Below are 23702 nucleotides of genomic sequence, written 5' to 3' on the forward strand. Positions count from 1 at the left end.
TGGGAGCACCGGATACTGCGCCGTGGTCGCGCGCCCGTCAGGTGGGGGACGGCACCGCGCTTCCGACCGGGCCGATGTCCGCGGGTTCGTCGCGCGAATAGGTGGCGGTCAGCAGGCCGGCGGCGAGCACGCGGCCGGCCATGGCATGGACGACGGCGCCGCGGCCCGGGGTGGGATCGAGATCCTCGCCCGGCCCGAGCGCGAAGAGCTGGAAGACATAGCGATGCTCGCCATGGCCGCTTGGCGGATCGGGCGGCAGCCAGCCTTCGCGCAGATAGCTGTTGCGGCCGACGTCGCTGCCGTCGAGCGCGCCGTCGCCATCCGCCTGGATCGCGCCCTCGCGCAGCTGGTCGGTCGACGGCGGCATGCCCCAGACGATCGCGTGCACCAGCGGCTGGGCGGCGGGGGCGTCGGGATCCTCCACCACCAGTGCGAGCGTCTCGGTGCCGGCCGGGACGCCCGTCCAGTAGAGCGGCGGCGACACGCCGGTGCCGTCGGCGGTGAAGCGTTCCGGCAGCCGCGCGCCGTCCGCAAAGGCGGTGCTCGCGAGGTTCAGCGCGGCGAAGTCGCCCAGCGCCGGGTCCACGATGGTGAGCTTGCTCGCCCCGGCGCGCACGTCGTGCAGGAGCGCACCGAGCCAGCGTGGTAGATGTTCGAGCATCCCATTTCCTCTTGCTGCTTTCCGCCGTGGAGAACCGCTGAGCGGCGGCTTGGCTCCGCGGCACACCCTAAGGGTCGTTGCGGATACGGAACAAGGGGCGGGCGCAAAGACGGGTTCGCGTCAGGCGATGCCGCCGGTGAAGGGCATGCTGGTCGCGACGATCACCGTGGCGGTGGTGAGGAAGGATGCGAGCGCGATGAGAAAGGGGCGCATGGCAGGTCTCCGGTTCGAAGGAGAAGCTGTCCCGGTCAGGCGACCGGGACGACCGATGCGGCGGCGCTGATCGTCAGCGAGGCGAAGGCGACGGCGGCGACGAGCGAAGCGAAGCTGAACTGCAGCGTCTGGAGACGGGTCGACATGGTGGAAACTCCCTGGTTCTTTCGGCCGCCGGACCATCCGGCGGCCGATGCCAGGGACTTTGCAGGGGTCGTGCCAGTTTCCTAAGTGCTTGAAAACATGAGTGCTGCATCGGTCAGAAGCGCCAAGTTGGCGAGACTCGCCGAGCGCGTGCGGCGCAATGCGCCACGACTTGGTGGAACGCGCGGGCGCGTCAGCTGCGCCCGCCGCCGTGCTGCCGGTGCCAGCTCTGGACCGCCGCCAGCGTGCGCTGGACGTGTTCGAGCGGGCTGGCGTCGTCATGGGCGTAGAGGATGCGGCCGTCCGGCGCGATCACATAGCTGGTGCGGCTGGTGCGGACCGGCGCGTTCTTGCCCGGAGCCGGGCGACCCAGCGCGACGTCATAGCCGCGCACCACGCGCGGGGTGGCGCTCGCCACCGCGAACTTGCCCGCGCAATGCTGGACGGAGAACGCCTCCAGCTTGTCCAGCGGATCGGCCGACATGCCGATCACGGTGGCACCGGCGGCGCGGAAGTCGTCGACCGCCTCGGCAAAGGCGCGTGCCTCGGCATTGCAGCCGCCGGTGAAGGCGGCGGGGAAGAAATAGAGCACCACCGGCCCCTTGCGGAGCTGCGAGCGCAGGTGGAGGGTGAAGGGCTTGCTGGCGATCGCGCCCTTGGCGACGAAGTCGGGCGCCTTGGCTCCTGGCGCGAGTGCCGCAGTGGCGGGCGCGGCGAACGGCAGCAGAAGAGAGGCAATCAGCAGCATCGGACGCATGGTCGAACTCCCGCAGGACATGCGCCAGCCTAGCCGGGCGGCCGGCCGCCGTCACGCAGCTTCGCGCGGCTTGGTGGTTGGCGCGCGGCCGTGCGGCGGGTAGGGGTGGGCATGGCCGTTTCCCAGACCGACATCGACCTCGCCCTGCGCCTCGCGGATGCCGCGGGCGCCGCGATCCGCCCCCGCTTCCGCGCCGAATTCGGGCTGGAGACCAAGGAGGACGCTTCCCCGGTGACGCTCGCCGACAAGGAGGCGGAGGCTGCGATGCGCCGGCTGCTGGTCGCCGAGCGGCCGATGGACGGCATTCTGGGCGAGGAGGAAGGCGAGCGTGTCGGCACCAGCGGCCGGCAATGGGTGCTGGACCCGATCGACGGCACCCGCGCCTTTATCGCCGGGCGGCCGATCTTCGGCACGCTGATCGCGCTGGTGGAGGACGGCTGGCCCGTGCTGGGCATCATCGACCAGCCGATCCTGCGTGAGCGCTGGCTGGGGGTGGTGGGGCGCCCGACGACGCTCAACGGGCAGGAGGCGCGCACCCGCCGCTGCCGCGACCTGGCCGACGCGCTGCTGGCAACCACCTCGCCCGCGCTGTTCACCGACGACCAGCTCCACGCGTTCGAGCATGTCGACGGGGCCGTGCGCAGCACCGTGCTGGGTGGCGACTGCTATAATTATGCGTGCCTGGCTTCCGGCCACCTCGACGTGGTGATCGAGGCGGGGCTGAAGCTCCACGACTTCGCCGCGCTGGTGCCGGTGGTGGAGGGTGCTGGCGGGCGGATGTGCGACTGGGCGGGCGACCCGCTCCACGCGGCCAGCAACGGCGAAGTCATCGCCGCGGGCGATCCGGCGCGAATCGAGGAACTGGTCGAGGCGCTCGCCTGCCGCGGCGGGCACTGAGGGGCGGGGCCCCTCTCTTCCGTTTGCCCTGAGTAGCCGCCGAGTAGCTGCGGCAGCGGCGTATCGAGGCTGCGTATCGAAGGGGCGCGCGTGGGGCGGTACCTCGATACGAGCCCTCGACACGCTCCTGCGGAGCTGCTCGGTCTCTACTCGGCACGAACGGTTCGGCGTTTACGCGCCCGCATCCTCCCTGCGCGCGCGCAGTTCGTCGCGGATCTCGCGCAGCAGCGCCACTTCGGGCGGGTCGGCGGCGGGGGGTGCGGTGCCGGTCTTCTGCTCCTCGTGGACGACCGCGATCGCGCGGTTCACGAACTTCACCAGCAGGAAGACGATGAAGGCGAGGATGATGAAGTTGATCACCACGCTCACGAACTGGCCATAGCCGAACAGCGGCACGCCTGCGGCCTTCAGCGCGGCGTAGTTGTCGGGGGAGCCGGTGTAGGTGGCGGGGATCGGCCCCAGGCGCAGGAAATAGCTCGAGAAATCGAAGCCGCCGAACAGCCAGCCGATCACCGGCATGATCATGTCGTCGGTCAGCGACTTGGTGATGGTGCCGAACGCCGCGCCGATGATGACGCCGACCGCCAGGTCGAGCACGTTGCCGCGCGCCACGAACTTCCGGAACTCGTGCAACAGCGTCATGAATCCCTCGTTGATCGATTGCCCTTCGCGGAGCGTTCCTGCCCCGCTACAAGCGACGATGGCAAGGCTTGAGGAGAGACAGATGCGCTTTCGGACGATGCTGACGATGCTGGGTGCGGGGCTGCTCGCGGCCTGCGGGGTGAACAGCGTCCCAACCGCGGAGGAGAATGTGAACGCCAAGTGGGGCGAGGTGCAGAACCAGTACCAGCGCCGCGCCGACCTGGTCCCCAACCTGGTCGCGACCGTGAAGGGCTATGCCGCCCATGAATCCGGTACGCTGACCAAGGTGACCGAGGCACGCGCGCGTGCCACCTCGATCAACATCACCACCGACGACCTGTCCGACCCGCAGCAGTTCGAGAAGTTCAGCCAGGCGCAGAACCAGCTGACCCAGGCGCTGGGCCAGCTGCGCACGGTGGTGGAGGCCTATCCGCAGCTGACGGCGAACCAGAATTTCATGGCGCTCCAGAGCCAGCTGGAGGGCACCGAGAACCGCATCGCGATCGCGCGGCGCGACTATAACGAGGCGGTGCAGGCCTATAACACCCGCATCCGCACCTTCCCCGACGCGGTGGGCGCGCGCATCTTCTATGGCGCCAAGCCCAAGGTGCCGTTCCAGGCGCAGGCGGGGGCGGAGACCGCACCCACGGTCAACTTCGGCAACGCCAGCTGAGCCGGGCCATGGCGCTGGTTCGGCTGCTGCTGGCGACGCTGCTCGCGCTGGGAAGCGCGCGCGCGGCGCAGGCGCAGGACTTTCCCCAGTTCACCGGCTTCGTGGTGGATGCGGCGAACGTCCTGCCGCCCGACCAGGAGGCGGCGCTCACCCAGAACCTCGACCAGCTCCAGCAGCAGACCAACCACCAGCTGGTGGTGGCGACGGTGCCTGACCTGCAGGGCTATCCGATCGAGGACTATGGCTATCGGCTGGGCCGGGCCTGGGCGGTGGGCCTGAAGGACGCGGACAATGGCGCGATCCTGCTGGTGGCCCCCAACGAGCGCAAGGTACGGGTCGAGGTCGGCTACGGCCTGGAGCCGGTGCTGACCGACGCCTATTCGAGCGTCGTCATCAACGGCACGATCCTGCCGCGGTTCAAGGCGGGCGACCTGGCGGGCGGAATCGTCGCGGGCGCCGATGCGCTGGCGACGCAGCTGTCGCTGCCCGACGCCGACGCGCAGGCGCGGGCCAAGGCGGCGGCCGCCGAATATGACCGCACCCACAGCACCGCGGCCAAGCGCGGCAACGGCGGCGGCTTCCCCCTGGGGCTGGTGTTCTGGGGCATGGTGCTGCTGTTCGTGCTGCTGTCGATGTTCCGCGGCCGGGGTGGCCGGAGCGGGAGCGGAGGCAAGTGGCGCGGGCGGCGCTATCGCTCGCGGGGGGGCGGCGGCAGCGACTGGCCGATCGTGCTGTGGACCATCGCCAATGCGATCGAACACGGCTCGCGCGACGACGACGACCGTGGCGGCTGGGGCGGTTGGGGCGGTGGCGGCGGCTCCGGCGGTGGCGGCTGGGGCGGCGGCGGCTTCGGCGGCGGCGGCGGCGGGTCGTTCGGCGGCGGCGGCGCTTCGGGGAGCTGGTGATGCATCTGAGCAAACAGGATCATGCGGCGGTCACGGCTGCCGTGGCCGCAGCCGAGCGCGGCACGGACGGCGAGATCGTGACGGTGGTCGCGGGCCGATCCGACTCCTACCACGACGTGGCGCTGCACTGGGCGGTGCTGGCGATGCTGCTGGTGCTGGCGCTGCTGTCGGTGTGGCCCGGCATGGCGTCGGCATTGTATGAGCGGGTGTTCGACCCCTGGACGCAGGTGGTGCACCCGAGCGTGCTGCTGCTGATCGCGCTGCTGCTCCAGACGCTGGCGTTCCTTGTCGTTCGGCTGCTGCTCGCCATCCCGAAGCTGCGGATCGCGATGACGCCCGGTGCCACCAAGACGCGGCGGGTGCGCAGGCGGGCGGTGGGGCTGTTCCGCACCGCGGCCGAGAAGCGCACGCGTGCGCGCACCGGCGTGCTGCTCTACCTGTCGCTGGCCGAGCACCGTGCCGAGCTGATCGCCGACGAGGCCATCCACGCCAAGGTCGCACCCGAGGTGTGGGGCGAGGCGATGGCGGCGCTGGTCGCCTCCGTGCGCGAGGGGCGCGTCGGCGAGGGCATGGCCCGCGCGGTCGAGCAGGTCGGCGTGGTGCTCGCCGAGCACTTCCCGCGCAGCGCCGACGACATCAACGAACTACCGGACCGATTGATCGAACTATGACCAAGGATGCGAATCTCCCCGTCGAGACGATGTGGGAGGGCAAGTACATCGTCGCCAAGAAGCAGGGGACGTGGGAATATGTGGGCCGGGCCCGCGGCATCGAGGCGGCGGTGATCCTGGCGGTGGACGACGAGGGCTGCGTGCTGCTGGTCGACCAGTTCCGCATGCCGCTGGGCAAGCGCTGCCTGGAGCTGCCGGCCGGACTGATCGGCGACGACGTCGCCGGCGAGGGTGCCGAGATCGCCGCCGCGCGCGAGCTGGAGGAGGAGACGGGCTATCGCCCCGGCAAGATCGAGCCGGTGGGCAGCTTCCACTCCTCGCCGGGCATGGTCTCCGAGGGCTTCACGCTGATGCGCGCGACCGAGCTGGTGAAGACCGGCGAGGGCGGCGGCGTCGATGGCGAGGACATCACCGTCCACCGGGTGCCGCTCGCCGAGGTCGAGGCCTTCATCGCCGCCAAGCGCGCCGAGGGCTTCGCGATGGACGTGAAGCTGCTGCTGCTGCTGGGCGCCGGAATCCTGGCGGGGCGGTAAGCGCCGCCCCGACCCCAGGCTTAGCGGAAGTTGTCGGCGTAGGCCTGGAGCTTGAGCTTGCGCTCGGGCGCGGGCACGACGTGGTAGGTCAGGCCCTGCTTCTCCGCATAGGCCTGGGCTGCTTCCACGGTCGGGAAGGTCAGGCGGACCTGGTCGCGGGTGTCGCCCGAGCCGGCCCAGCCGGTCAGCGGATCCGGCTGCTTGGGCTCGGTGGACTCGAACTCCAGGACCCACATGTCGGTGCGGGCGCGGCCGGACTGGGTGGAATTCTTGGGGCGCTGGTAGATACGGGCGGACGGCACAAGCTTCTCCACGCGGGAAATGGGGTTTGTTGGCAAACGCTCTAACGCCCCTCGCGCGCCCGCGCATCCGCATTTTTGGTGCGCAACGTCGCGGAGGCAGAGGCCGGATCGTCGGGCCAGGGATGGCGGGGGTAGCGGCCGCGCATCTCTTTCGCGACCGCTGCCCAGCTGCCGGCCCAGAAGCCGGGCAGGTCGCGGGTCGTCTGGATCGGGCGGCCGGCGGGTGAGGTGAGGCTCAAGACCAGCGGCACCGCGCCGCCCGCGACGGTCGGATGACGGGCGAGGCCGAACAGCGCCTGGGGGCGCAGCTCGACGCGCGGACCGCCTTCGGCGCCATAGTCGATCGCGTGGGTGGAGCCGGCGGGGCTTTCGAAGCGGGCGGGGGCGAGGCGGCGGACCGCCTGCATCGCATCCCAGCCGGCGAGCGACTCCAGCGCTTGCGTCAGCGCGGCGGGGGCGATCGCGTCGAGGCGGCGCTTCCCCGAGAGCAGCGGCGGCAGCCATTCGTCGAGGCGGTCGAGCAGCACGGCGTCGGACAGCGGATCGTCGATGCCGCCCATCTCCGCCGCGAACCGCGCGCGGGCGCGCAGGGCGGCGGCGTCGTCGCCCCAGGGGAGGAGGGCGAGGCCGTGGGCGCGCACGCCCTCAAGGAGCGCGGCCTCGATCTCGGTTGCGGAGGCGGCGCTGTCGGGGCCGGAGCTCAGCCGCAGGGAGCCCAGCGCACGTGCGCGCACGGCGCTGATCGCGCCGGTGGCGGGATCGAAGGCGACATCGCGGCGCACGGCGATGCGCTCCCCGAACAGCGACTCGATCGTGGCGAGGTCGAGCGCGGCGGCCGAGAGGATGCGCGCACCCGAGGCGGCGCCCTGCGTCTCCGCCACCGCGAGCCATTCGGCGCTGGCGAGCGGCGAAGTCGGGTCGAGGCGAAAGCCGCGGCCGCCGACGCTCGCCCAATGCTCGCCGGTGGCGTCGCGACGGCGCGCGACGCGGTCGGGGAAGGCGAGCGCCACGCAGGTGGCGAGCGCCTGCGGGTCACGTTCAGCAGGCGGGGCGGCGGGAACGAGCTTTGCCCAGCGCTGGGCCATGCGGCGGCCGGCTTCGGCGCGCTGACCGCGCTCGCTGCGCCAGCGGCGGTGGCGCAGTTCGAGGTCGGCGTCCTGGCCGCCCAACCCGCGCTCGCCGAGCAGCACCGCGACTTCGGCGGCGACCTGGGCGAGGCCGCGCTCGCCGGCGCGCACCAGCATGTGGCCGAGGCGCGGGGGGAGCGGGAGGGAAGCGATGACGGCGCCGTGCGGCGTCGGGCGGCCGTCGGCGTCGATCGCCTCCAGCGTGGCGAGGCGCGCCTTGGCCTCGGCGATGGCGGCGGCGGGCGGCGGATCGAGCCAGCGCAGCGTCGTGGGATCGGTGACGCCCCAGCGCGCGCAGTCGAGCACCAGTGCGGAGAGGTCCGCCTCCAGGATCTCGGGCGGGTCGAAGCGCGGCAGGCCGGCGGTGGCGGCGGCCTCCCACAGGCGATAGGCGACGCCCGGCCGCTGGCGCGCGGCGCGGCCGGCGCGCTGGGTGACGGCGGCTTGGCTGGCGCGCTCGGTCACCAGCCGGGTCATGCCGGCGGCGCGATCGTAGCGCGGGCGGCGGGCGAGGCCGGAGTCGACCACGGTGCTGATGCCGTCGAGGGTGAGCGAGGTCTCGGCAATGGCGGTGGCGAGGACGAGCTTGCGGCGGCCTTCCGGATCGGGAGCGATGGCGGCACGCTGCTGGCCGGGCTCCAGGCTGCCGTGCAGGCGGTGGAGGACGATGTCGGGGCCGAGGCCCTCCAGCCGTTCGGCGGTGCGCTCGATCTCGCCGACGCCGGGGAGGAAGGCGAGGACGCCGCCGTCGGTGTCGACGAGCGCGGTGCGGATCGCGCGGGCCATGCTGTCCTCGATCCGCTGCTCGGCGGCGCGGCCGAGGTGGCGCAATTCGAGGGGGTGGCTGCGGCCTTCGCTTTCCACCACCGGTGCGTCGTCGAGCAGGCGGGCGAAGCGGGCGCCGTCGAGGGTCGCCGACATGGCGACGATGCGCAGGTCCGGGCGGAGGCCGGCCTGGGCGTCGAGCGCGAGGGCGAGGCCAAAGTCGCTGTCGAGGCTGCGTTCGTGGACTTCGTCGAACAGCACCGCCGAGATGCCGGCGAGTTCGGGATCGGCCTGGATGCGGGCGACGAAGATGCCCTCGGTCACCACCGTCACCCGCGTGTGGGCGGAGCGGCGGCTGTCCATGCGGGTGGCGTAGCCATAGGTGCGGCCGACGGGTTCGCCGGCAAGTGCTGCCATGCGTTCGGCCGCGGCGCGGGCGGCGATGCGGCGGGGCGAGAGGAGCAGGACCTCGCCCGTGCACCAGGGCTGGTCGAGGAGCGCGGGGGCGACGGCGGTGGTCTTGCCGGCGCCGGGCGGGGCGACGAGCACGGCGCTGCTGCGCGCGGCCAGGTGGCCGAGCAGGGCGGGCAGGACGGCGTGGATCGGCAGGGTCATCGCGGCGGAAGGTTAGTCGAAAGTTAGTCCAAGATGCGGGGCCGCACCGGCTGCCCGCAGGGGCAGCGTGGCGGCTCCATGCCACGGTTCGGCGGGGTAGGACAGCGGGGGAGCGGGGGAGAGGTGTACCCCGGCGGAGGCCGGGGTCCATGTGGGGTGGTTTGCTGGAGCCGCGGGCGTTCCCCGACTGGGCCGCGGCCTTCGTCGGGGTACGTAGAAAGAGCGGTGGGCGCCGGTGCCTCAGCGGGGGAGGGCGCCTAGTCTGCGGAGGACGGCGGTGCAGGCGGGGAGGTCGAGGGTTTCGGCGCGCCAGGCGAGGACGCCGTCGGGGCGGACCAGGAGCAGGGCCTGGGCGTGCTCGTCGGCGAGGCCGTAGCGGTCGAACAGGTCGGCGCGCTCCAGGCGCTCGACGGCGCCATGGGCGCCGGCCGTCATGCGGGCGAGCAGGTGGGTCGCCACGCGATCGCCGGAAAGGCGCGCGAGCGCGTCGGCGAGGGTGCCCGCCTCGACGGCCGAGAGGCGGAGACGCGAGAGGGCGAGGACGTGGAAGCGATAGCCCGCGAGCAGATCGAACAGGTCGCGGTGGCGGGTGAGCTGGGCATTGGGCGCACGCTCGCCCGGGCGCGGCGCGGGGCCGCGGGGTAGCTCCGCGACGGCGGGGTTGGGCGGATAGGCGATGTCGATCTGGGCGAAGCGGCGGAAGGCCCGGTCCTGGACGACGTCGAGCGCGGAAGCCGGGCCCACCAGCATCGGCGCGAGCGCGTCGCGCAGCCAGGCGCGCCAGCCGACCTGGCCGGCGGCGGCGTTGAAGATGCGGTCGGTGAAGCGCAGCACCTCCTGCGCGACGGGCAGGCGCTCGCTGCCATAGCTGTCGAGCAGCGCCTCCGACGCGCCGCCGCGCAGCACGGAGACGAGCTTCCAGGCGAGGTTGGCGGCATCCTGCAGGCCGGTGTTCATGCCCTGGCCGCCGGCGGGCGAATGGATGTGGGCGGCGTCGCCCGCGACGAACACCGGGCCGACGCGGTAGCGATCGACCACGCGGTGGTGGCTGCGGAAGCGCGTCAGCCATTCGGGGCGGGAGAGGGTGACGGGAAGGCAGGCCGCCTCCGCAAAGGCGGACTGGAGCTCGGCGAGGGTGAGTTCCGGCGTGGCGTGCTCGTCGGGGCGGGCGTGCAGGTCGGTCGCCATCACCCGCGACAGGCCGCTGCCGTCGAGCGGGAAATAGAGGCCGATGCGATCGGCATGGACGAAGACGCGGAAGCGGTCGTGGTCGAGCGGCCAGTCGACCGCGACGTCGCCGAGCAGGAAGTTCTGCGGATAGGGCGCGCCTTCGAACCGCAGGTCGAGCGCGTGGCGGACGATGCTGTGCGCGCCGTCCGCGCCGATCACGTAGCGGGCGTGAAGGGTGGTGACGGTGCCGGATGCCTCCTGCGCCTCCACACGGACGCCGTCGGGATCGGCGGCGAGGCCGGTCACCTCCACCTCCCGTTCCACGGTGAGCCAGGCGTCGTCGAGCGCGTCGAGCAGCACCGCCTCCGTCTCCGCCTGGGGCAGCATCAGGATGAAGCGGTACGGCGTGTCCGGCGAACTGGCATGGTCGAAATCGAGTCCGCCGACCCATTCGCCCGAGACGTGGAAGCCGATGCCGCTGTCGATCACGCCGCGCTGGAGCAGCGTGTCGGCGAGGCCGATGCTGGCGAACAGCTCCAGCGTGCGCGCGGAGACGGCGAAGGCGCGGGATTCGCGGGTCGGCTGGGCGGCGCGATCGACGATGCGGACGTCGATCCCCTGTCGTCGGAGCAGCAGCGCCGCCATGAGGCCGGTCGGCCCTGCGCCCACCACCAGCACTTCGCACCGATCGCCGTCCGACATGGTCCTGTCTCCACGCTGGCATCGCTTTGCGCGCTGTGCTTTGGATCGGGGCAACAGCGCCGTGGCCCCAAGCTATCGCGGGTCGGGCGGCGCGGCGAGCGGCGATTTGGGTGGAGAGCGGCAATGCGCGTGCTGGGATATATGAGCGGCACTTCGCTGGACGGCGTCGACGCCGCGATCCTGGAGACGGACGGCGAGGGCGTGACCGGCTTCGGCCCCGCGCTGATGCTGCCGTTCGGTGCCGAGGAGCGCCGGGTGCTGGTGCAGGCGACCGAGGATGCGATCGCGAGCGACGGCCACGGCCCGCGCCCGGCGAGCTTTGCCGAGGCGGAGCGGGTGATCCACGACGTGCATGTCCGCGCCGCGCGCGAGCTGCTGGCGCAGCCGGACGCGGGCACGATCGAGCTGGTGGGCTTCCACGGGCAGACGGTGCTCCACCGGCCCGAGCGAAAGCTGTCGATCCAGCTGGGCGATCCCGATGCGCTGGCGGTGGCGCTGGGCGTGCCGGTGGTCGCGGACCTGCGCCAGGCGGACCTGGCGGCGGGCGGGCAGGGCGCACCGCTGGCGCCGATCTATCACGCGGCGCTGGCGGAGTGGGCCGGGTGCGCGCGGCCGGTCGCGTTCCTCAACATCGGCGGGGTGGCCAATGTGACCGCGATCGCGCGCGACGGGAGTGTGGCGGCGTTCGACGTGGGGCCGGGCAACGGCCTGATCGACCAGCTGGTGCAGGCGCGTGGGATCGGCCGCTATGACGAGGGCGGGCGGCTGGCGGCGGCCGGGACGGTCGACCGCGGCGTGGTCGAGCGGCTGATGGCGAGCCCGTATTTCACCCGCACCGGCGCCAAGTCGCTCGACCGCTACGACTTTCCGCTAGATGCCGTGGCGGGGCTGTCGGACGCGGATGCGGCGGCGACGCTGACGGCGTTCACGGTCGCCGCGGTGGTGGCGTGCCGGGCGCAGCTGGGCGAGGCGGCGGCGGACTGGCACTGGATCGTGTGCGGCGGCGGCCGGCACAATCCGGTGATGATGGCGATGCTGGCGGAGGCGCTGGGGCGGGTGGATTCGTCCGATACGCTGGGCATGCGCGGCGACTTCATCGAGGCGGAGGCGTTCGCGTACCTGGCGGCGCGATCGGTGCGGGGGCTGGCGATCTCCTTCCCCGGCACGACCGGCGCGCCCGAGGCGATGACGGGCGGGGTGACGTACCGGGGCTAGGGCTGAGCCGTGACAGGAGCGCCAGCACTGCGTGACGCCGTGCTCCCGCTCTCGAGCCGGACGACGCGCGATCGCAAGTCGACCACCTTCACTTTCCCGCCGGGACATATCGGGGCATGTCGGGACACGACACCGCTTCGGTTTCGGCAGGATCTTCCCGCGACGGGAAAGGTGTCCGAGCCGAAACGGACAGGGGAATGGGGGGTAGGATCATGTTTTCGCGTATCGCCGTACTGCTGCTTTTGGCCTGGACTACTGCCGGGCGAGCCGAGACGCCGCCCGCGTCGGTTCCTTTTTCCGAGCGGCTGACCCAAGCGCACACGGCGCTGCACGTCGATGGCGAAGGATTGCATGGGCCGGGCTCCACCGTCCTGGCGGATGCCGTTCAGCGAGCGCAGTATGTGATGATCGGCGAATATCATCTTTCGCGCGAGATCCCCCTGTTCGCGACGGGCGTCTGCCGGATCATGGCACCATCGGGATTGCGCGCCTTTGTCGTCGAGACCGGCCCCGAAGTCGCCGCGATGGTCGACAGCCAGCTTCGCCGCCCGGATCGGGAGGAACGCATTGCGGCGTTCGTCCGAGCACATCCGCATGCGATCGCGTTTCAGGACAGCCGCGACGAAAGCCAGATGGCGGCGCGATGCGCGCAGATGGCCGGGCCCGACTTCGAGCTCTGGGGACTCGACCAGGAGTTTCTCGGATCCGGCGGCTTTCTTCTCGAGCGGATGCTGGACGCCAAACCCGGTCCTCGCTCCCGCGCCGCCATCGAGCGACTGGTGGCATTCGATCGCACCGCCACCGCCAAAGCGCTGCAATCGGGATCCATCGTCGACCTGTTCCTCATCCAGGTCAGCGATCAACAGCTTTCCGAAGCCCGTGCCGCGATCGAACGGGACGGCGGTGTGCGCGTGAAGCGGCTGTTTCGCGCACTGACCGAGACGCGCGCGATCTATCTCGGCCAGGACGTGGACGGCTTCTCTTCCAACGGGCGGCGTGCGCGCCTGATGAAGCAGACGCTTGTCGATCATCTCAATGCATCGCCCGGCACCGGCAAGCTGCTCTTCAAATTCGGCGACGTTCATGCCGCCAAGGGCTTCAACACGCTCGGCCAGCGCGACCTCGGCAACTTCGTCGCCGAACGCGCGGACGGGGAAGGCACGTCGTCGCTGCATATCGCGGTCTATGGCGCGAAGGGGATCCTGCCGTCCTATGACGAGGTCGGCCGACCGCTCAAAATCGCACCGTTCGACCTGACCGATGATCCCCATTATGCCTGGCTGAAGGCAGCCGTTCCGACAGGAGCCCAGGCCGGTACCAATGGTGAATGGACGGTGATCGATCTGCGGACCCTGCGCGCCAACCCGCCCGCGGACATGCCCGATGCCTGGCGAGAAGCCGCACGCCAGTTCGACCTGCTGGTGCTCGCACCCACATTGTCGCCGACCACGACCTTGGGGTTGCAGTAGGCGTCGTAGCCGCGGGAGCCGTACTCGGCTTTCGCTGCAGACAGTTCCGCAAGGGCTGAGCTCCGGGGAGAGGCCGCGTTATCCGCGACCTGCGCCCACCCTCAGTCGCCGAGCGCCTGCGCGATGGCGAGGCCGGCGAGGCGGGCGGTGGCGAGCAGGCGATCGAGGTCGTGGCCGTGTCGCGCGGCCGCCGAGAGGCCGGCCATGGTGGTGCAGACGAAATCGGTCAGGCGGTCGGCGTCCTCGGGATGGCGATCGGCGATGTAGCGGCGGATCACGGCTTCGGCTGCGACGAGGAAGGCGGCGGCGGCTTCCCGCGCCTCCGCGTCGTTGCAGCGCGTGCCCTCCAGAACCAGGCAGCCGGTGGTGCACGGCGCGGCCGCATAGCGGCGCGCGGCCTCTTCGAGCAGCGCGGCCAGCGCCTCGGCGACCGGGCGGTCGGGGAGGAGAATCGCGTCGAGCGGGATCGCGCCGGTGCCGGCATAGCGATCGAGCACGCGCGCATAGAGCCCGAACTTGCTGCCGAAGGCTGCATAGAAGCTGGGCGGCTTGATGCCGAGCGCCTCCGTCACGTCGGCGACGCTGACCGCGTCATAGCCGCGCGTGTGGAACAGCGTCTGGGCGACCGCCACCGCCTGTTCCGGATCGAAGCTGCGCGGACGGCCGCGGGCGCGTGGTTTATTTGTAGTCACGATTACAGAATACCTTGACGGTGCGAAGTTGCTGTTTATGTAGCGATCCCTACAGTAATTTGCCAGGGAGTGCCAGATGACCGCGTTTCAAGGAAAGTCCGTTCTCGTGCTGGGCGGGAGCCGGGGCATCGGGGCGGCCATCGTGCGGCGGTTTGCCGCGGACGGCGCGACGGTGACCTTTACCTATGCCGGTTCGGCCGAGGCGGCGCAGGCGCTGGCGGCGGAGACGGGCAGCACCGCGGTGGTGACGGACAGCGCCGACCGCGATGCGGTGATCGCGCGGGTGCGGGAGAGCGGGCCCCTCGACGTGCTGGTGGTGAATGCGGGGATCGCCGTGTTCGGCGACGCGCTGGAGCAGGACCCGGACGTGATCGACCGGCTGTTCCGCATCAACGTCCATGCGCCCTATCACGCCTCGGTCGAGGCGGCGCGGCAGATGCCGGAGGGCGGGCGGATCATCGTGATCGGTTCGGTCAACGGCGACCGGATGCCGGTGGCGGGCATGGCATCCTATGCGCTCAGCAAGTCGGCGCTGCAGGGGCTGGCGCGTGGCCTTGCCCGCGACTTCGGGCCGCGCGGCATCACCATCAACGTGGTGCAGCCGGGACCGATCGACACCGACGCCAATCCCGAGGACGGCCCCATGAAGGACCTGATGCACAGCTTCCTGGCGATCAAGCGCCACGGGCGGCCGGAGGAAGTGGCGGGCATGGTGGCCTGGCTGGCAGGGCCGGAAGCCGGGTTCGTGACGGGCGCGATGCACACGATCGACGGCGCGTTCGGCGCCTGAGCGGGACGCGCGCGGCCACGCCGCCACCAAAAGCGCGCCCGCGCGTTTTCCCGCCGCAGATTGCGACAGGGGGACGGGCATGAGCGAGGTTGGCGGCGCGGAGCACGGCGGGCAGGTGGCTGCCGCCGCAGGGCGGCAGGGCTGATCGTGGCGCGCAACCGCTATTACCAGGGGCCACCGAGCGACCATTTCGACGGCGTGCGCTTCTTCAATCCGGGGCAGCCTGCGACCGATCGCGGGCTGCCCGACATGCTGCGGTGGAAGTTCGGGCCGCGCCCGGCGACCTGGCCCAAGGCGGTGCCGGTCGCACAGGCGGTGCCGGAGCCGCGGGTGGCGGGGCTCTCGATCACGGCGGTCGGCCATGCGACGCTGCTGATCCAGGCGGCGGGCCTGAACCTGCTCACCGATCCGGTCTGGTCGGAGCGGGCGAGCCCCTTCACCTTTGCGGGGCCGAAGCGGGTGACGGCGCCGGGAATCGCGTTCGACGCGCTGCCGCGGATCGACGCGGTGCTGCTGTCCCACAACCATTACGACCATCTCGACATGGCGACGCTGAAGCGGCTGCATGCCCGCGACGCGCCGCTGATGGTGATGCCGCTGGGCAACGACGTGATCGTGAAGAAGGGCGTTCCCGGCGCGCGGACGGTGGCGGGCGACTGGGGCGACCGTATCGCGCTGCCCGGCGGTGCGGCGACGACGCTGGTGCCGGCCAACCACTGGTCGGCGCGGGGCACCGGCGACCGGCGCATGGCGCTGTGGGCGGGGCATTGGATCGAGACGCCGGTGGGCCGGGTCTATTTCGCCGGGGACAGCGGCTGGTGCGGGGGCGGCATCTTCCGCGACATTGCCGCCAGGCACGGTGCGCCCGACGTCGCGCTGCTGCCGATCGGCGCCTATGCGCCGCGCTGGTTCATGGCGCCGCAGCATGCCGACCCGGACGAGGCGGTGGCGATGTTCGAGGTGCTGGGCGCGGCCCACGCGCTGGGCATCCACTGGGGCACGTTCCAGCTGACCGACGAGGCGCGCGAGGAGCCGGTGGCGCGGCTGGCGGCGGCATTGGCCGCCCGCGGAATCGCGCCGCAGCGATTCATCGCAGCGACACCCGGCGACACATATTCCTTCGCACCTGCGATGGCGTGAAACTTCTGCGACATTTGCTCGCTAGGCCATCGCCGGAGTGAACGCGCGGGCGTTGCGCGGGTGGGAGATTCAGATGCGTCCTTTGTCGACGGCAGCATGGTTGCTGCTGGGTGTGGCCAGTCCTGCGCTCGCAGCCGCGCAAACGGACCCGGTGCCGGCCCAGACGCCGCCGCAGGGGGAGCCGGGCGACTCCGGCCCGTCCGAGGCGGTGGAGGAAGAGACCGAAGGCGCGGAGATCGTGGTGACCGGGCGTACCCCGCCGGGGACGGTGCCGGGTGACATCCCGCCCGAGATCCAGCTCTCCCCCGCGGACATCCGCTCCTATGGCGTGAGCTCGGTCGCCGAGCTGCTCGAAGAGCTGGCGCCGCAGACCGGCAGCGGCCGGGGGCGCGACGGCAACGGCGCGCCGGTGGTGCTGGTGAACGGCAGGCGCACGGCCGGCTTCCAGGAAATCCGCGACTTGCCGACCGAGGCGATCCTGCGCGTCGACATCCTGCCGGAGGAAGCGGCGCTGAAGTTCGGCTTCCGCGCGGACCAGCGCGTGGTGAACTTCGTGCTCCGCCCGCGCTTTCGCAGCATCACCGGCGAGCTGACCGACCGCATCCCGACCGAAGGCGGCAGCAACCAGTTCCAGGCGGAGGCCGGGCTTACCCGGATCAACGACGCCGGCCGGCTGAACGTCAACCTGGAGGCGGAGGGCGTCTCGAACCTGCTGGAGAGCGAGCGCGACATCACGCCGAGCACCAGCGCAAGGCGGCCGTTCGACCTGACCGGCAACATCACCGGCCTGCGCGGCGGCGAGATCGACCCGGCGCTGAGCGCCCTGGCCGGAACCACCGTGACGCAGGCAGGCGTGCCGGCCGGGATCGCCAACCCAGGGCTGGCCGATTACGCGGGCACCGCAGGTGTCCTCAACGTGACCGACACGACGCCCTTCCGCACGCTCCAGCCGTCGAGCAACCGGGTGGCGGCGAACGCGGTCTACAGCACCAGCATCTTCGGCAATGTGGCCGCGACGGGCACGGTGCGGCTGGAGCGCAGCGAAAGCCATGCGCTGTCCGGCCTGCCCGGCGTGGAGCTGCTGCTTCCGGCCGAGGGCCCCTTCTCGCCCTTTGCGAACGCCACCACCCTCTATCGCTATGCCGACGTCGATCCGCTGGAGCGCACCAACCGGAGCTGGACGGGCAATGCCACTGCCGCGTTCAACGGCGACATCGGCCGGTGGCGCTGGTCGCTCAACACCAGCTACCAGCGCGACGAGTCGCGCACCTTCACCGAGCGCGGGCTGGACACCGTCGGGCTCCAGGAAGCGATCACCGCAGGCGATCCGGACGCGAGCCCGTTCGGGCCGCTGGACCTCTATGCGCGCGTGGTCGACCGCGCGAAGTCGATCAACCAGGTCGCGGCGATCGACGCGCTGGCGTCCGGCACGCTGTTCGAGATGCCGGCCGGCCCGGCGTCGGCGAGCCTTCGCGTGCTGGGCAACACCACCGACCTCAAGAGCGATTCGCTGCGGGCGGGCGTTGCCCAGTCCGCCGACATCGGCCGCGACACGGGCACCGCGCGCGGCAACCTGGACCTGCCGATCGCAAGCCGTTCGCGCGACGTGCTGGCGTTCCTGGGCAACCTCTCCCTGAACGGCAACGCCGAGGTGGAGCAGCTGTCCGACTTCGGCACCCAGACGACGCTGGGCTATGGCCTCAACTGGCAGCCGGCCGAGCCGGTGCGGCTGCTGGTGTCGGTGACGCACGAGGAAGGCGCGCCGACGCCGCAGCAGCTGGGCAATCCGGTGCTGGTGACGCCCAACGTGCGCATCTTCGACTATGTCCGCGGCGAGACGGTGGACGTGACGCAGGTGGAGGGCGGCAACCCGAACCTGGAGGGCGACAGCCGGCGCGTGTTCAAGGCCGGGCTGAACCTGCGCCCGATCCGCGACACCGACCTGACGCTGACCGCCGACTATGTGTCGAGCCGGATCAAGAACCCGATCTCGAGCTTCCCGGCGGCGACCGCGGAGATCGAGGACGCGTTCCCCGACCGGTTCCTGCGCGCGGAGGACGGCACGCTGCTGCGCGTCGACACGCGGCCGGTGAACTTCGCCCGTTCGAAGCGCAGCCAGCTGCGCTGGGGCTTCAACTTCTCCAAGCCGATCGTCACCGAGCGGCAGCGGCAGGAAGAGGCGGCGCGCGCGGCCCGGCGGGCGGAACGCGAGGCGGCGGAAGCGGCCGGCACCGCGCCGCCGCGCGAAGCGCGGGGCGAGCGTGGCCCGGGCGGGGGACGCGGGCCGGGGGCCGGCGGGCCGGGCGGCGGCGGCTGGGGCGGCGGCCCGCGCGGCGGCGGCGGGGCCGGCGGGCGGCTGCAGTTCGCGGCCTATCACACCTGGCAGTTCGAAAACTCGATCCTGATCCGCGAGGGGCTGCCCGAGCTGGACCTGCTCAACGGCTCTGCATCGGGAAGCCGCGGCGGCCAGCCGCGCCACCAGATCCAGCTGCAGGGCGGCTATGTCGTCAACGGGCTGGGCGCGCGCGTGAGCGCCAACTGGCAGAGCGCGACCGAGGTCAACGGCGGCACGACCGGCAACGACCAGCTGCGCTTCGGCTCGCTCGCGACCGCCGACCTGCGGCTGTTCGCGAACCTGGGCCAGCAGCCCGCGCTGGTGCGCGACCATCCGTGGCTGCGCGGTACGCGCGTGACGCTGTCGGTCGACAACATCTTCAACCAGCGCCAGGAAGTGACCAGCGCACAAGGGACGGTGCCGCTGAGCTACCAGGGCGGGTTCCTCGATCCGCTCGGTCGGACGGTGCGGATCAGCGTGCGCAAGCTGTTCTTCTGACAACCGCAGGCGCGGCGGCCGGGGGAAGCCGGCCAGCCGCGCCCGTGGCACTTCCCTGCCGGCGCTATCAGAAGCGCGCGGCAAGGCCCAGCCAGAGCCGGGCCGGATCGATCACATAGGCATAATCGGCATAGTCCAGCCGCTTGTCGAACAGGTTCTGGATGCCGCCGTGGAGGGTCACGGCCTCCGTCAGCCGGTAGCTGCCGCCGATGTCGACGGTGGTGTAGGAGGCAGCGACGACGTTCTCGCCGCTGATCTGCGCCTCCGTCACGGCTTCCTCGCCGCGGTAGATGGCACGGACATAGCCGCTGAAGCCGCCCGCCGGCTTCCAGTTGAGCGAGGCGCTGGCCTGCTGCTTGGGCGTGTCGTTGAGCGCGGCACCGGCGTTGGCGCCGCTCAGCTGCTCGGAATCGGTGAGCGTGCCCGAGGCGTTGAGGCGCAGCGTCGGGGTGAGGCGCACGTCCACGGTCGCCTCGATGCCCTGGACCCGCGCGCGGTCCACGTTGACATAGGTGGTCGGCGGCCGGCCGATCGTGCTCAGCGGTTCGTCGATGCACCAGGCGGCCGCTTCCTCGCAGGTGACGCGGGTGATCTTGTCCTTGAAGCGGGTGTCGTAGGCGGACAGGCTCGCCTGGAACCCGTCGCCGTCGTAGAGCAGCGACGCCTCGAAGGTGCGCGAGGTCTCCGCCTCCAGATCGGGGTTGCCGTAGATCGTGCCGCCGCGGCTCGTCTGTCCCCAATCCTCGAGCGTCTGGCGCAGGTTGGGCGCGCGGAAGCCCTGCGAATAGCCGCCCTTGAGCGTGAAGTCGGGCGTCATGTTCCACACCGCATAGACGCGCGGCGTCCAGTGGGTGCCATATTGCTCGTCGTCGTCCATGCGCAGGCCGCCGGTGAGCTTGAACCCGTCCACCACCGCGAGCTCGTTCTCGGCGAACAGCGCCCAGTTGGTGCGGCTGGCGCCCGTGCGGGTGGACCCGTTGAGGCGGTTGCCGGTGAGGTCGGTCAGATCCTCGTTGCGGTAGAAAGCGCCGATGCTGAGCATGTTGGAGGGCAGCGGGACCGTCCAGATCGACTGGCCGACCGTGTTCTTGATCCGCTTCTCACCCTCGACGTGCTCGGCATCCTCATACTGGAGGTAGCTTTCGGACGCGGCGAAGCCCCATTTGCCGCTGTGGCTGAGCGACGCGACCCAGCGCTTCTGGGTCATGGTGTCCTGGGTGCCCTCGGGCACGGTGTCGCTCGCCTCGACGGTCTTGCCGGCGGTGGAGATGGTCTTCTGCCGATAATAGCCGCCCTCGACCAGGAAGCGGTGGTCGGCGCCGGCATCGAAGCCGAGCTTGCCCGCGATCGAATCGTCGTGGCGCTCCGGCGTGCCGCCGGTCACGTCGTCCTCGCTGCGCCGATTGCGCGAACCCTGGAGCTGGATGCCGACCGCGTCGCCGGCGAGCGGCCCGGACAGGTAGAAGTTGCCGTCATAGACGTTGCCGAAGTCGTCGCCGAGCTGGAGCGTACCGTTGACGCGCGCGCTGCCGCGCCAGCGGTCCGATATGGCGCGGGTGATGACGTTGACGACCCCGCCCATCGCATCCGAGCCGTAGAGCGAGGACATCGGCCCGCGCACCACCTCGATGCGCTCGATCGCCTCGAGCGGGGGCAGCAGGCCGCCTTCGCTGATGCTGCCGCCGTTGGTGCGCGATTCGCGCGAGGACAGGCGTTTGCCGTCGACCAGGATCAACGTGTACTGCGGCGCCATGCCGCGGATGGAGATGTCGCGGCTGTTGCCCTCGCCCGGGGTGACGGTGACGCCGGGGATTTCCAGCAGCGCGTCCGTCACCTCGCGATAGGGAAGCCGCTCCAGATCCTCTCGCGTGATGACGCTGATGGAGGCGGGCGCGTCCTTGACCTGCTGTTCCCGCGCCGTGGCGGTGACGACGATCTCGTCGGTGTTGAGGCTCTGCTGCCCGGCGGGCACCTCTTCGGCGTGGAGCGGCGCGGCGACCGCTGCGACGAGCGTCAGGGTCGCCGTTCCGGCGAGCCACCCAAAGCGAGACATGCATTCCCCCTGCTATTGCGAATAAGTCGCAGGCTCATTGTCGGAGTAGGCGCCGTTCGCCAAGGGGTCCGCAGCGTATATCGGCTATTCGCTGGACGAATGGCAGGCGGTGCCCAGCCGGTCGGCGAGCCAGGCGACCGCCGGATCCTGTGCGCTGCGCTCGTGCCAGAGGAGGGTGTAGTGGAGGGTGCCGACTTCGGCCGGGGCGTGCCGCAGCGCGAGGCCGTGGACGCGGGCAAAGGTGCGCGCTGCCCGGAGCGGCAGCATCATGAGGAGGTCGCTGCCGGCGATCACCCCGGCCGCGGCGTGGAAATAGGGGATGCGGGCGCTGACCTTGCGCGCCCGCGCGACCTCGCCCAGCACATGGTCCAGCCGTTCCACCTCGGCATCGCTGACGGTGATGCCGAGGTGGGCGCAGCCGAGCAGCTGGTCCAGGGTCAGCGCGGCATCGCCGGTCGCGAGCGGATGCTCCGGCCGCATCAGGCAGGCGAAGCTGTCGGTGAACAGCGCCCGCCCGTGCAGCTGCGCGGGGTTATAGTCGAGGCCGGAGACGGCGAGGTCGATGTCGCCCGCGGCCAGCGCCGCCGCGGGCTCGAACGGCAGCGGCACGATGTCGATCGCGGCTTCGGGCGCGGCCTTCAGGATCGCCGGCAGCGCCGGAGTGATCGCCGTCATCACGCCGAAGTCGGTGGCGGCGATGCGGAAGCGCCGTCGCAGCGAGGCCGGCTGGAATTCCGGCGACTCGATCAGGACGGCGGCCGACTCCAGCCAGTTGCTGACCGGCTCCAGCAGCGCGTCGCCCCGCGCGGTGCGGCACATGCGGTTGCCGACGCGGACCAGCAGCGGATCGCCGATCGCGCTGCGCAACTGGGCAAGCGAGCGGCTGACCGTCGGCTGGCTGAGGCCGAGCTTGCGGGCAGTGGCGGTGACGCTGCACGTCCGCAGCAGCACGGCCAGCATGGCCAGGAGGTTGAGGTCGAGCGAGGGGAAGTGCACAACCCCCGTTATTGCGAACGCCTGTCGATAGCAACAGGGGCGTCTCCTCGCCGGCTGCCGGTGCCGGCCGTCTCGTCGGTGCGCAGCGTCAGCACCTCGACGCCGGTGCGCGTCACCGCGACCGTGTGCTCGAACTGGGCGGAGAGGCGGCCGTCCTCGGTGACGACGGTCCAGCCGTCGTCGGCGGTGGCGACGCGGCGGCTGCCCTGGTTGAGCATCGGCTCGACGGTGAAGGTCATGCCTTCGCGCAGCTTGGGGCCGGTGCCGGGGCGGCCGTGGTTGAGGACGGAGGGTTCCTCGTGCATCTCGCGCCCGATGCCGTGGCCGCAATATTCGCGCACGACCGAATAGCCGTTCTTCTTGGCATGGCGCTCGATCGCGGCGCCGACATCGCCCAGGTGCCCGCCGGGGCGGACCTGGCGGATGCCCTCCCACATCGCCTCCTGCGCGACGCGCACCAGCCGGCGCGCGGCCGGATTGACGGTGCCGACCATGTAGGTCTTGCTGGAATCGGCGATGAAGCCGTTCTTCTCCAGCGTAATGTCGAGGTTGATGATGTCGCCGTCGCGGATGATGTCCTGCGCGCTCGGCACGCCGTGGCAGACCACCTCGTTGATCGAGCAGTTGAGGACGTACTGGAACCCGTACTGGCCCTTGCTGGCGGGGCGGGCGGCGAGGTCGTCGGTGATGAAGCGCTCCACCAGGTCGTTGACCTGGAGGGTCGACATGCCGGCGAGGTCCTGGGCGTCGAGCATCTCGAACACCGAGGCGAGCAGCCTGCCCGAGATGCGCATCAGCGCGAGTTCTTCCGGGGTCTTCACCATCTCAGGCGGCCGCGGCGTGGGTGGGCGGCAGGTCGACGGCGGCGGCAAGCTCGGCCTTCACGATGTCGCTGAAGGAGAGGGTGGGATTGGCTTCGGCGAGCATGCCGATCTTCATCCAGAACTCGGCCTGGGCGTTGATCGAGCGACACATCACGGTGCTGGCGCGGCGCACCTCTGCATGGAGGTGGTCGTCGATCTTCACGATGCCCATTGGAGGTCCTTGTGCAGGCGGGATATGCGAAGCGTATATGGATCGTATATCGGCCGGTCAACTAGAGGGCAGCCGCGCGCTGGCATGCGCTGCGGCTTTGCGGTAGCGCCGGGACCATGAAGCAGCCGCACATCGTCGCCATCGGCGGAACGCTCCGCGCCAGCTCCGGCACCGCCCGCGCGCTGGAGATCGCGCTCGCCCAGGCCGAGAGCCACGGCGCGCGCACCACCTTGCTGACCGGGGCCGCGATCGACTTTCCCAACTACGAGCCCGAAAGCGCGCTGGAGAATCCGGTGATCGCGGCGTTCCTGGCGACGCTGCGCGATGCGGACGGGATCGTGATCGGATCGCCGGGATATCACGGCACGCTGTCGGGGCTGGTCAAGAACGCGCTCGACCATGTCGAGCTGATGCGCAGCGACGATCGCGTCTATTTCGACGGGCTGCCGGTGGGGATCATCGCGACGGCGGCGGGCTGGCAGGCGGCGGTGGCGACGCTGGGCACGCTGCGCACGGTGGCGCACGCGCTGCGCGGCTGGCCGACGCCGATGGGGGTTGCGATCAACACGCTGGCGAGTCCTAATGCGATCCACGAGGCCGAGCCGCAGATCGCGACCATGGTGGGGCAGATCATGGGCTTCGTCGGGCGCGGCTGAGGCAGCGCTTCACGTACATCGACACGACATTCGCAAGGCAGGACGT

Annotated in this window: 22 protein-coding genes; 11 read left to right on the top strand and 11 right to left on the bottom strand. The window is 71.0% G+C overall.

What is annotated here, in order from left to right; translation table 11 throughout:
• Nucleotides 1–37: 37 nt before the first annotated feature.
• A complete protein-coding gene (locus EDF69_RS03740) occupies nt 38–661 on the bottom strand; it encodes a YbhB/YbcL family Raf kinase inhibitor-like protein (RefSeq protein ID WP_132883964.1) in 624 nt (207 codons plus the stop codon).
• 550 nt (nt 662–1211) lie between these two features.
• Nucleotides 1212–1775, bottom strand: coding sequence for a peroxiredoxin (locus EDF69_RS03745; protein ID WP_239555275.1), 564 nt, complete (start codon nt 1773–1775; stop codon nt 1212–1214).
• Between the two features lie 111 nt (nt 1776–1886).
• Here EDF69_RS03745 and hisN point away from each other — a divergent pair, with 111 nt between their 5' ends.
• On the top strand, nt 1887–2672 hold the full coding sequence (hisN, locus tag EDF69_RS03750; RefSeq protein ID WP_132883965.1) for a histidinol-phosphatase: 786 nt from the start codon (nt 1887–1889) through the stop codon (nt 2670–2672).
• Nucleotides 2673–2843: 171 nt separating this feature from the next.
• Here hisN and mscL read toward each other — a convergent pair whose 3' ends face one another.
• Nucleotides 2844–3314, bottom strand: a complete 471-nt coding sequence (mscL, locus tag EDF69_RS03755; protein WP_132883966.1) for a large conductance mechanosensitive channel protein MscL — start codon at nt 3312–3314, stop codon at nt 2844–2846.
• 82 nt (nt 3315–3396) lie between these two features.
• On the opposite strand from mscL, the gene EDF69_RS03760 reads away from it, so the two are divergent.
• The 4 genes from EDF69_RS03760 to EDF69_RS03775 are packed head-to-tail and all read left to right on the top strand — an operon-like array spanning nt 3397 to nt 6096.
• Complete coding sequence (locus EDF69_RS03760) at nt 3397–3987, top strand: LemA family protein (RefSeq protein ID WP_125961300.1); 591 nt, start codon at nt 3397–3399, stop codon at nt 3985–3987.
• Between the two features lie 8 nt (nt 3988–3995).
• A complete protein-coding gene (locus EDF69_RS03765) occupies nt 3996–4892 on the top strand; it encodes a TPM domain-containing protein (RefSeq protein ID WP_132883967.1) in 897 nt (298 codons plus the stop codon).
• Nucleotides 4892–5563 carry a TPM domain-containing protein gene (locus tag EDF69_RS03770; RefSeq protein ID WP_425336583.1) on the top strand — a complete coding sequence of 224 codons (672 nt, stop codon included), beginning with the start codon at nt 4892–4894 and terminating at the stop codon, nt 5561–5563. Before EDF69_RS03765 ends, EDF69_RS03770 begins: the two co-directional genes overlap by 1 nt.
• A complete protein-coding gene (locus EDF69_RS03775; protein WP_132883968.1) occupies nt 5560–6096 on the top strand; it encodes an NUDIX hydrolase in 537 nt (178 codons plus the stop codon). Before EDF69_RS03770 ends, EDF69_RS03775 begins: the two co-directional genes overlap by 4 nt.
• A 20-nt stretch (nt 6097–6116) precedes the next feature.
• Here the strand turns inward: EDF69_RS03775 and EDF69_RS03780 are convergent, their stop codons facing one another.
• The 3 genes from EDF69_RS03780 to EDF69_RS03790 all read right to left on the bottom strand — a co-directional run bounded on the left by EDF69_RS03780 (nt 6117) and on the right by EDF69_RS03790 (nt 10777).
• Nucleotides 6117–6398 (bottom strand): NADH dehydrogenase ubiquinone Fe-S protein 4, encoded by a 282-nt coding sequence (locus tag EDF69_RS03780; protein WP_132884012.1) that lies wholly within the window; start codon nt 6396–6398, stop codon nt 6117–6119.
• Between the two features lie 41 nt (nt 6399–6439).
• Nucleotides 6440–8905 (bottom strand): ATP-dependent helicase HrpB, encoded by a 2466-nt coding sequence (gene hrpB, locus EDF69_RS03785; protein ID WP_132883969.1) that lies wholly within the window; start codon nt 8903–8905, stop codon nt 6440–6442.
• A 240-nt stretch (nt 8906–9145) separates the two neighbouring features.
• Nucleotides 9146–10777, bottom strand: a complete 1632-nt coding sequence (locus EDF69_RS03790; RefSeq protein WP_132883970.1) for an FAD-dependent monooxygenase — start codon at nt 10775–10777, stop codon at nt 9146–9148.
• A gap of 123 nt (nt 10778–10900) precedes the next feature.
• Here EDF69_RS03790 and EDF69_RS03795 point away from each other — a divergent pair, with 123 nt between their 5' ends.
• Nucleotides 10901–11992, top strand: a complete 1092-nt coding sequence (locus EDF69_RS03795; RefSeq protein WP_132883971.1) for an anhydro-N-acetylmuramic acid kinase — start codon at nt 10901–10903, stop codon at nt 11990–11992.
• Nucleotides 11993–12204: 212 nt separating this feature from the next.
• Nucleotides 12205–13461, top strand: a complete 1257-nt coding sequence (locus EDF69_RS03800; RefSeq protein WP_132883972.1) for a hypothetical protein — start codon at nt 12205–12207, stop codon at nt 13459–13461.
• A gap of 101 nt (nt 13462–13562) precedes the next feature.
• Here the strand turns inward: EDF69_RS03800 and EDF69_RS03805 are convergent, their stop codons facing one another.
• Complete coding sequence (locus EDF69_RS03805) at nt 13563–14153, bottom strand: TetR family transcriptional regulator (protein WP_132883973.1); 591 nt, start codon at nt 14151–14153, stop codon at nt 13563–13565.
• 76 nt (nt 14154–14229) lie between these two features.
• Here EDF69_RS03805 and bdcA point away from each other — a divergent pair, with 76 nt between their 5' ends.
• From bdcA to EDF69_RS03820, 3 genes are all read left to right on the top strand, one after another.
• Nucleotides 14230–14943, top strand: coding sequence for an SDR family oxidoreductase (bdcA, locus tag EDF69_RS03810; protein ID WP_132883974.1), 714 nt, complete (start codon nt 14230–14232; stop codon nt 14941–14943).
• 147 nt (nt 14944–15090) lie between these two features.
• Nucleotides 15091–16083, top strand: coding sequence for an MBL fold metallo-hydrolase (locus EDF69_RS03815; RefSeq protein WP_132883975.1), 993 nt, complete (start codon nt 15091–15093; stop codon nt 16081–16083).
• Nucleotides 16084–16156: 73 nt separating this feature from the next.
• Nucleotides 16157–18916 carry a TonB-dependent receptor gene (locus tag EDF69_RS03820; protein WP_132883976.1) on the top strand — a complete coding sequence of 920 codons (2760 nt, stop codon included), beginning with the start codon at nt 16157–16159 and terminating at the stop codon, nt 18914–18916.
• Between the two features lie 67 nt (nt 18917–18983).
• Here EDF69_RS03820 and EDF69_RS03825 read toward each other — a convergent pair whose 3' ends face one another.
• The 4 genes from EDF69_RS03825 to EDF69_RS03840 all read right to left on the bottom strand — a co-directional run bounded on the left by EDF69_RS03825 (nt 18984) and on the right by EDF69_RS03840 (nt 23000).
• Nucleotides 18984–20969 carry a TonB-dependent receptor domain-containing protein gene (locus tag EDF69_RS03825; protein ID WP_132883977.1) on the bottom strand — a complete coding sequence of 662 codons (1986 nt, stop codon included), beginning with the start codon at nt 20967–20969 and terminating at the stop codon, nt 18984–18986.
• An 84-nt stretch (nt 20970–21053) separates the two neighbouring features.
• Nucleotides 21054–21965 (bottom strand): LysR family transcriptional regulator, encoded by a 912-nt coding sequence (locus tag EDF69_RS03830; protein WP_339537976.1) that lies wholly within the window; start codon nt 21963–21965, stop codon nt 21054–21056.
• An 8-nt stretch (nt 21966–21973) separates the two neighbouring features.
• On the bottom strand, nt 21974–22789 hold the full coding sequence (gene map / locus EDF69_RS03835; protein WP_132883978.1) for a type I methionyl aminopeptidase: 816 nt from the start codon (nt 22787–22789) through the stop codon (nt 21974–21976).
• Nucleotide 22790: 1 nt separating this feature from the next.
• The gene (locus tag EDF69_RS03840) at nt 22791–23000 is read right to left on the bottom strand and encodes a ParD-like family protein (RefSeq protein ID WP_132883979.1); all 210 of its coding nucleotides are present in this window, start codon (nt 22998–23000) and stop codon (nt 22791–22793) included.
• Nucleotides 23001–23116: 116 nt separating this feature from the next.
• Between EDF69_RS03840 and EDF69_RS03845 the strand changes: the two genes are divergently transcribed.
• On the top strand, nt 23117–23656 hold the full coding sequence (locus EDF69_RS03845; RefSeq protein ID WP_132883980.1) for an NADPH-dependent FMN reductase: 540 nt from the start codon (nt 23117–23119) through the stop codon (nt 23654–23656).
• Nucleotides 23657–23702: the final 46 nt, after the last annotated feature.

The sequence above is a fragment of the Sphingomonas sp. JUb134 genome (assembly GCF_004341505.2).
In the GTDB taxonomy this organism is placed as follows: domain Bacteria; phylum Pseudomonadota; class Alphaproteobacteria; order Sphingomonadales; family Sphingomonadaceae; genus Sphingomonas.

Bases quoted from the DNA above. Each gene is read 5' to 3' on its own strand.
- EDF69_RS03760 (WP_125961300.1), top strand. From the start codon at position 3,397: ATGCGCTTTCGGACGATGCTGACGATGCTGGGTGCGGGGCTGCTCGCG.
- EDF69_RS03840 (WP_132883979.1), bottom strand. From the start codon at position 23,000: ATGGGCATCGTGAAGATCGACGACCACCTCCATGCAGAGGTGCGCCGC.
- map (WP_132883978.1), bottom strand. From the start codon at position 22,789: ATGGTGAAGACCCCGGAAGAACTCGCGCTGATGCGCATCTCGGGCAGG.
- EDF69_RS03775 (WP_132883968.1), top strand. From the start codon at position 5,560: ATGACCAAGGATGCGAATCTCCCCGTCGAGACGATGTGGGAGGGCAAG.
- EDF69_RS03790 (WP_132883970.1), bottom strand. From the start codon at position 10,777: ATGTCGGACGGCGATCGGTGCGAAGTGCTGGTGGTGGGCGCAGGGCCG.
- EDF69_RS03770 (WP_425336583.1), top strand. From the start codon at position 4,892: ATGCATCTGAGCAAACAGGATCATGCGGCGGTCACGGCTGCCGTGGCC.
- mscL (WP_132883966.1), bottom strand. From the start codon at position 3,314: ATGACGCTGTTGCACGAGTTCCGGAAGTTCGTGGCGCGCGGCAACGTG.
- EDF69_RS03825 (WP_132883977.1), bottom strand. From the start codon at position 20,969: ATGTCTCGCTTTGGGTGGCTCGCCGGAACGGCGACCCTGACGCTCGTC.
- EDF69_RS03795 (WP_132883971.1), top strand. From the start codon at position 10,901: ATGCGCGTGCTGGGATATATGAGCGGCACTTCGCTGGACGGCGTCGAC.
- EDF69_RS03820 (WP_132883976.1), top strand. From the start codon at position 16,157: ATGCGTCCTTTGTCGACGGCAGCATGGTTGCTGCTGGGTGTGGCCAGT.
- EDF69_RS03740 (WP_132883964.1), bottom strand. From the start codon at position 661: ATGCTCGAACATCTACCACGCTGGCTCGGTGCGCTCCTGCACGACGTG.
- hrpB (WP_132883969.1), bottom strand. From the start codon at position 8,905: ATGACCCTGCCGATCCACGCCGTCCTGCCCGCCCTGCTCGGCCACCTG.
- EDF69_RS03745 (WP_239555275.1), bottom strand. From the start codon at position 1,775: ATGCGTCCGATGCTGCTGATTGCCTCTCTTCTGCTGCCGTTCGCCGCG.
- EDF69_RS03845 (WP_132883980.1), top strand. From the start codon at position 23,117: ATGAAGCAGCCGCACATCGTCGCCATCGGCGGAACGCTCCGCGCCAGC.
- bdcA (WP_132883974.1), top strand. From the start codon at position 14,230: ATGACCGCGTTTCAAGGAAAGTCCGTTCTCGTGCTGGGCGGGAGCCGG.
- EDF69_RS03765 (WP_132883967.1), top strand. From the start codon at position 3,996: ATGGCGCTGGTTCGGCTGCTGCTGGCGACGCTGCTCGCGCTGGGAAGC.
- EDF69_RS03800 (WP_132883972.1), top strand. From the start codon at position 12,205: ATGTTTTCGCGTATCGCCGTACTGCTGCTTTTGGCCTGGACTACTGCC.
- hisN (WP_132883965.1), top strand. From the start codon at position 1,887: ATGGCCGTTTCCCAGACCGACATCGACCTCGCCCTGCGCCTCGCGGAT.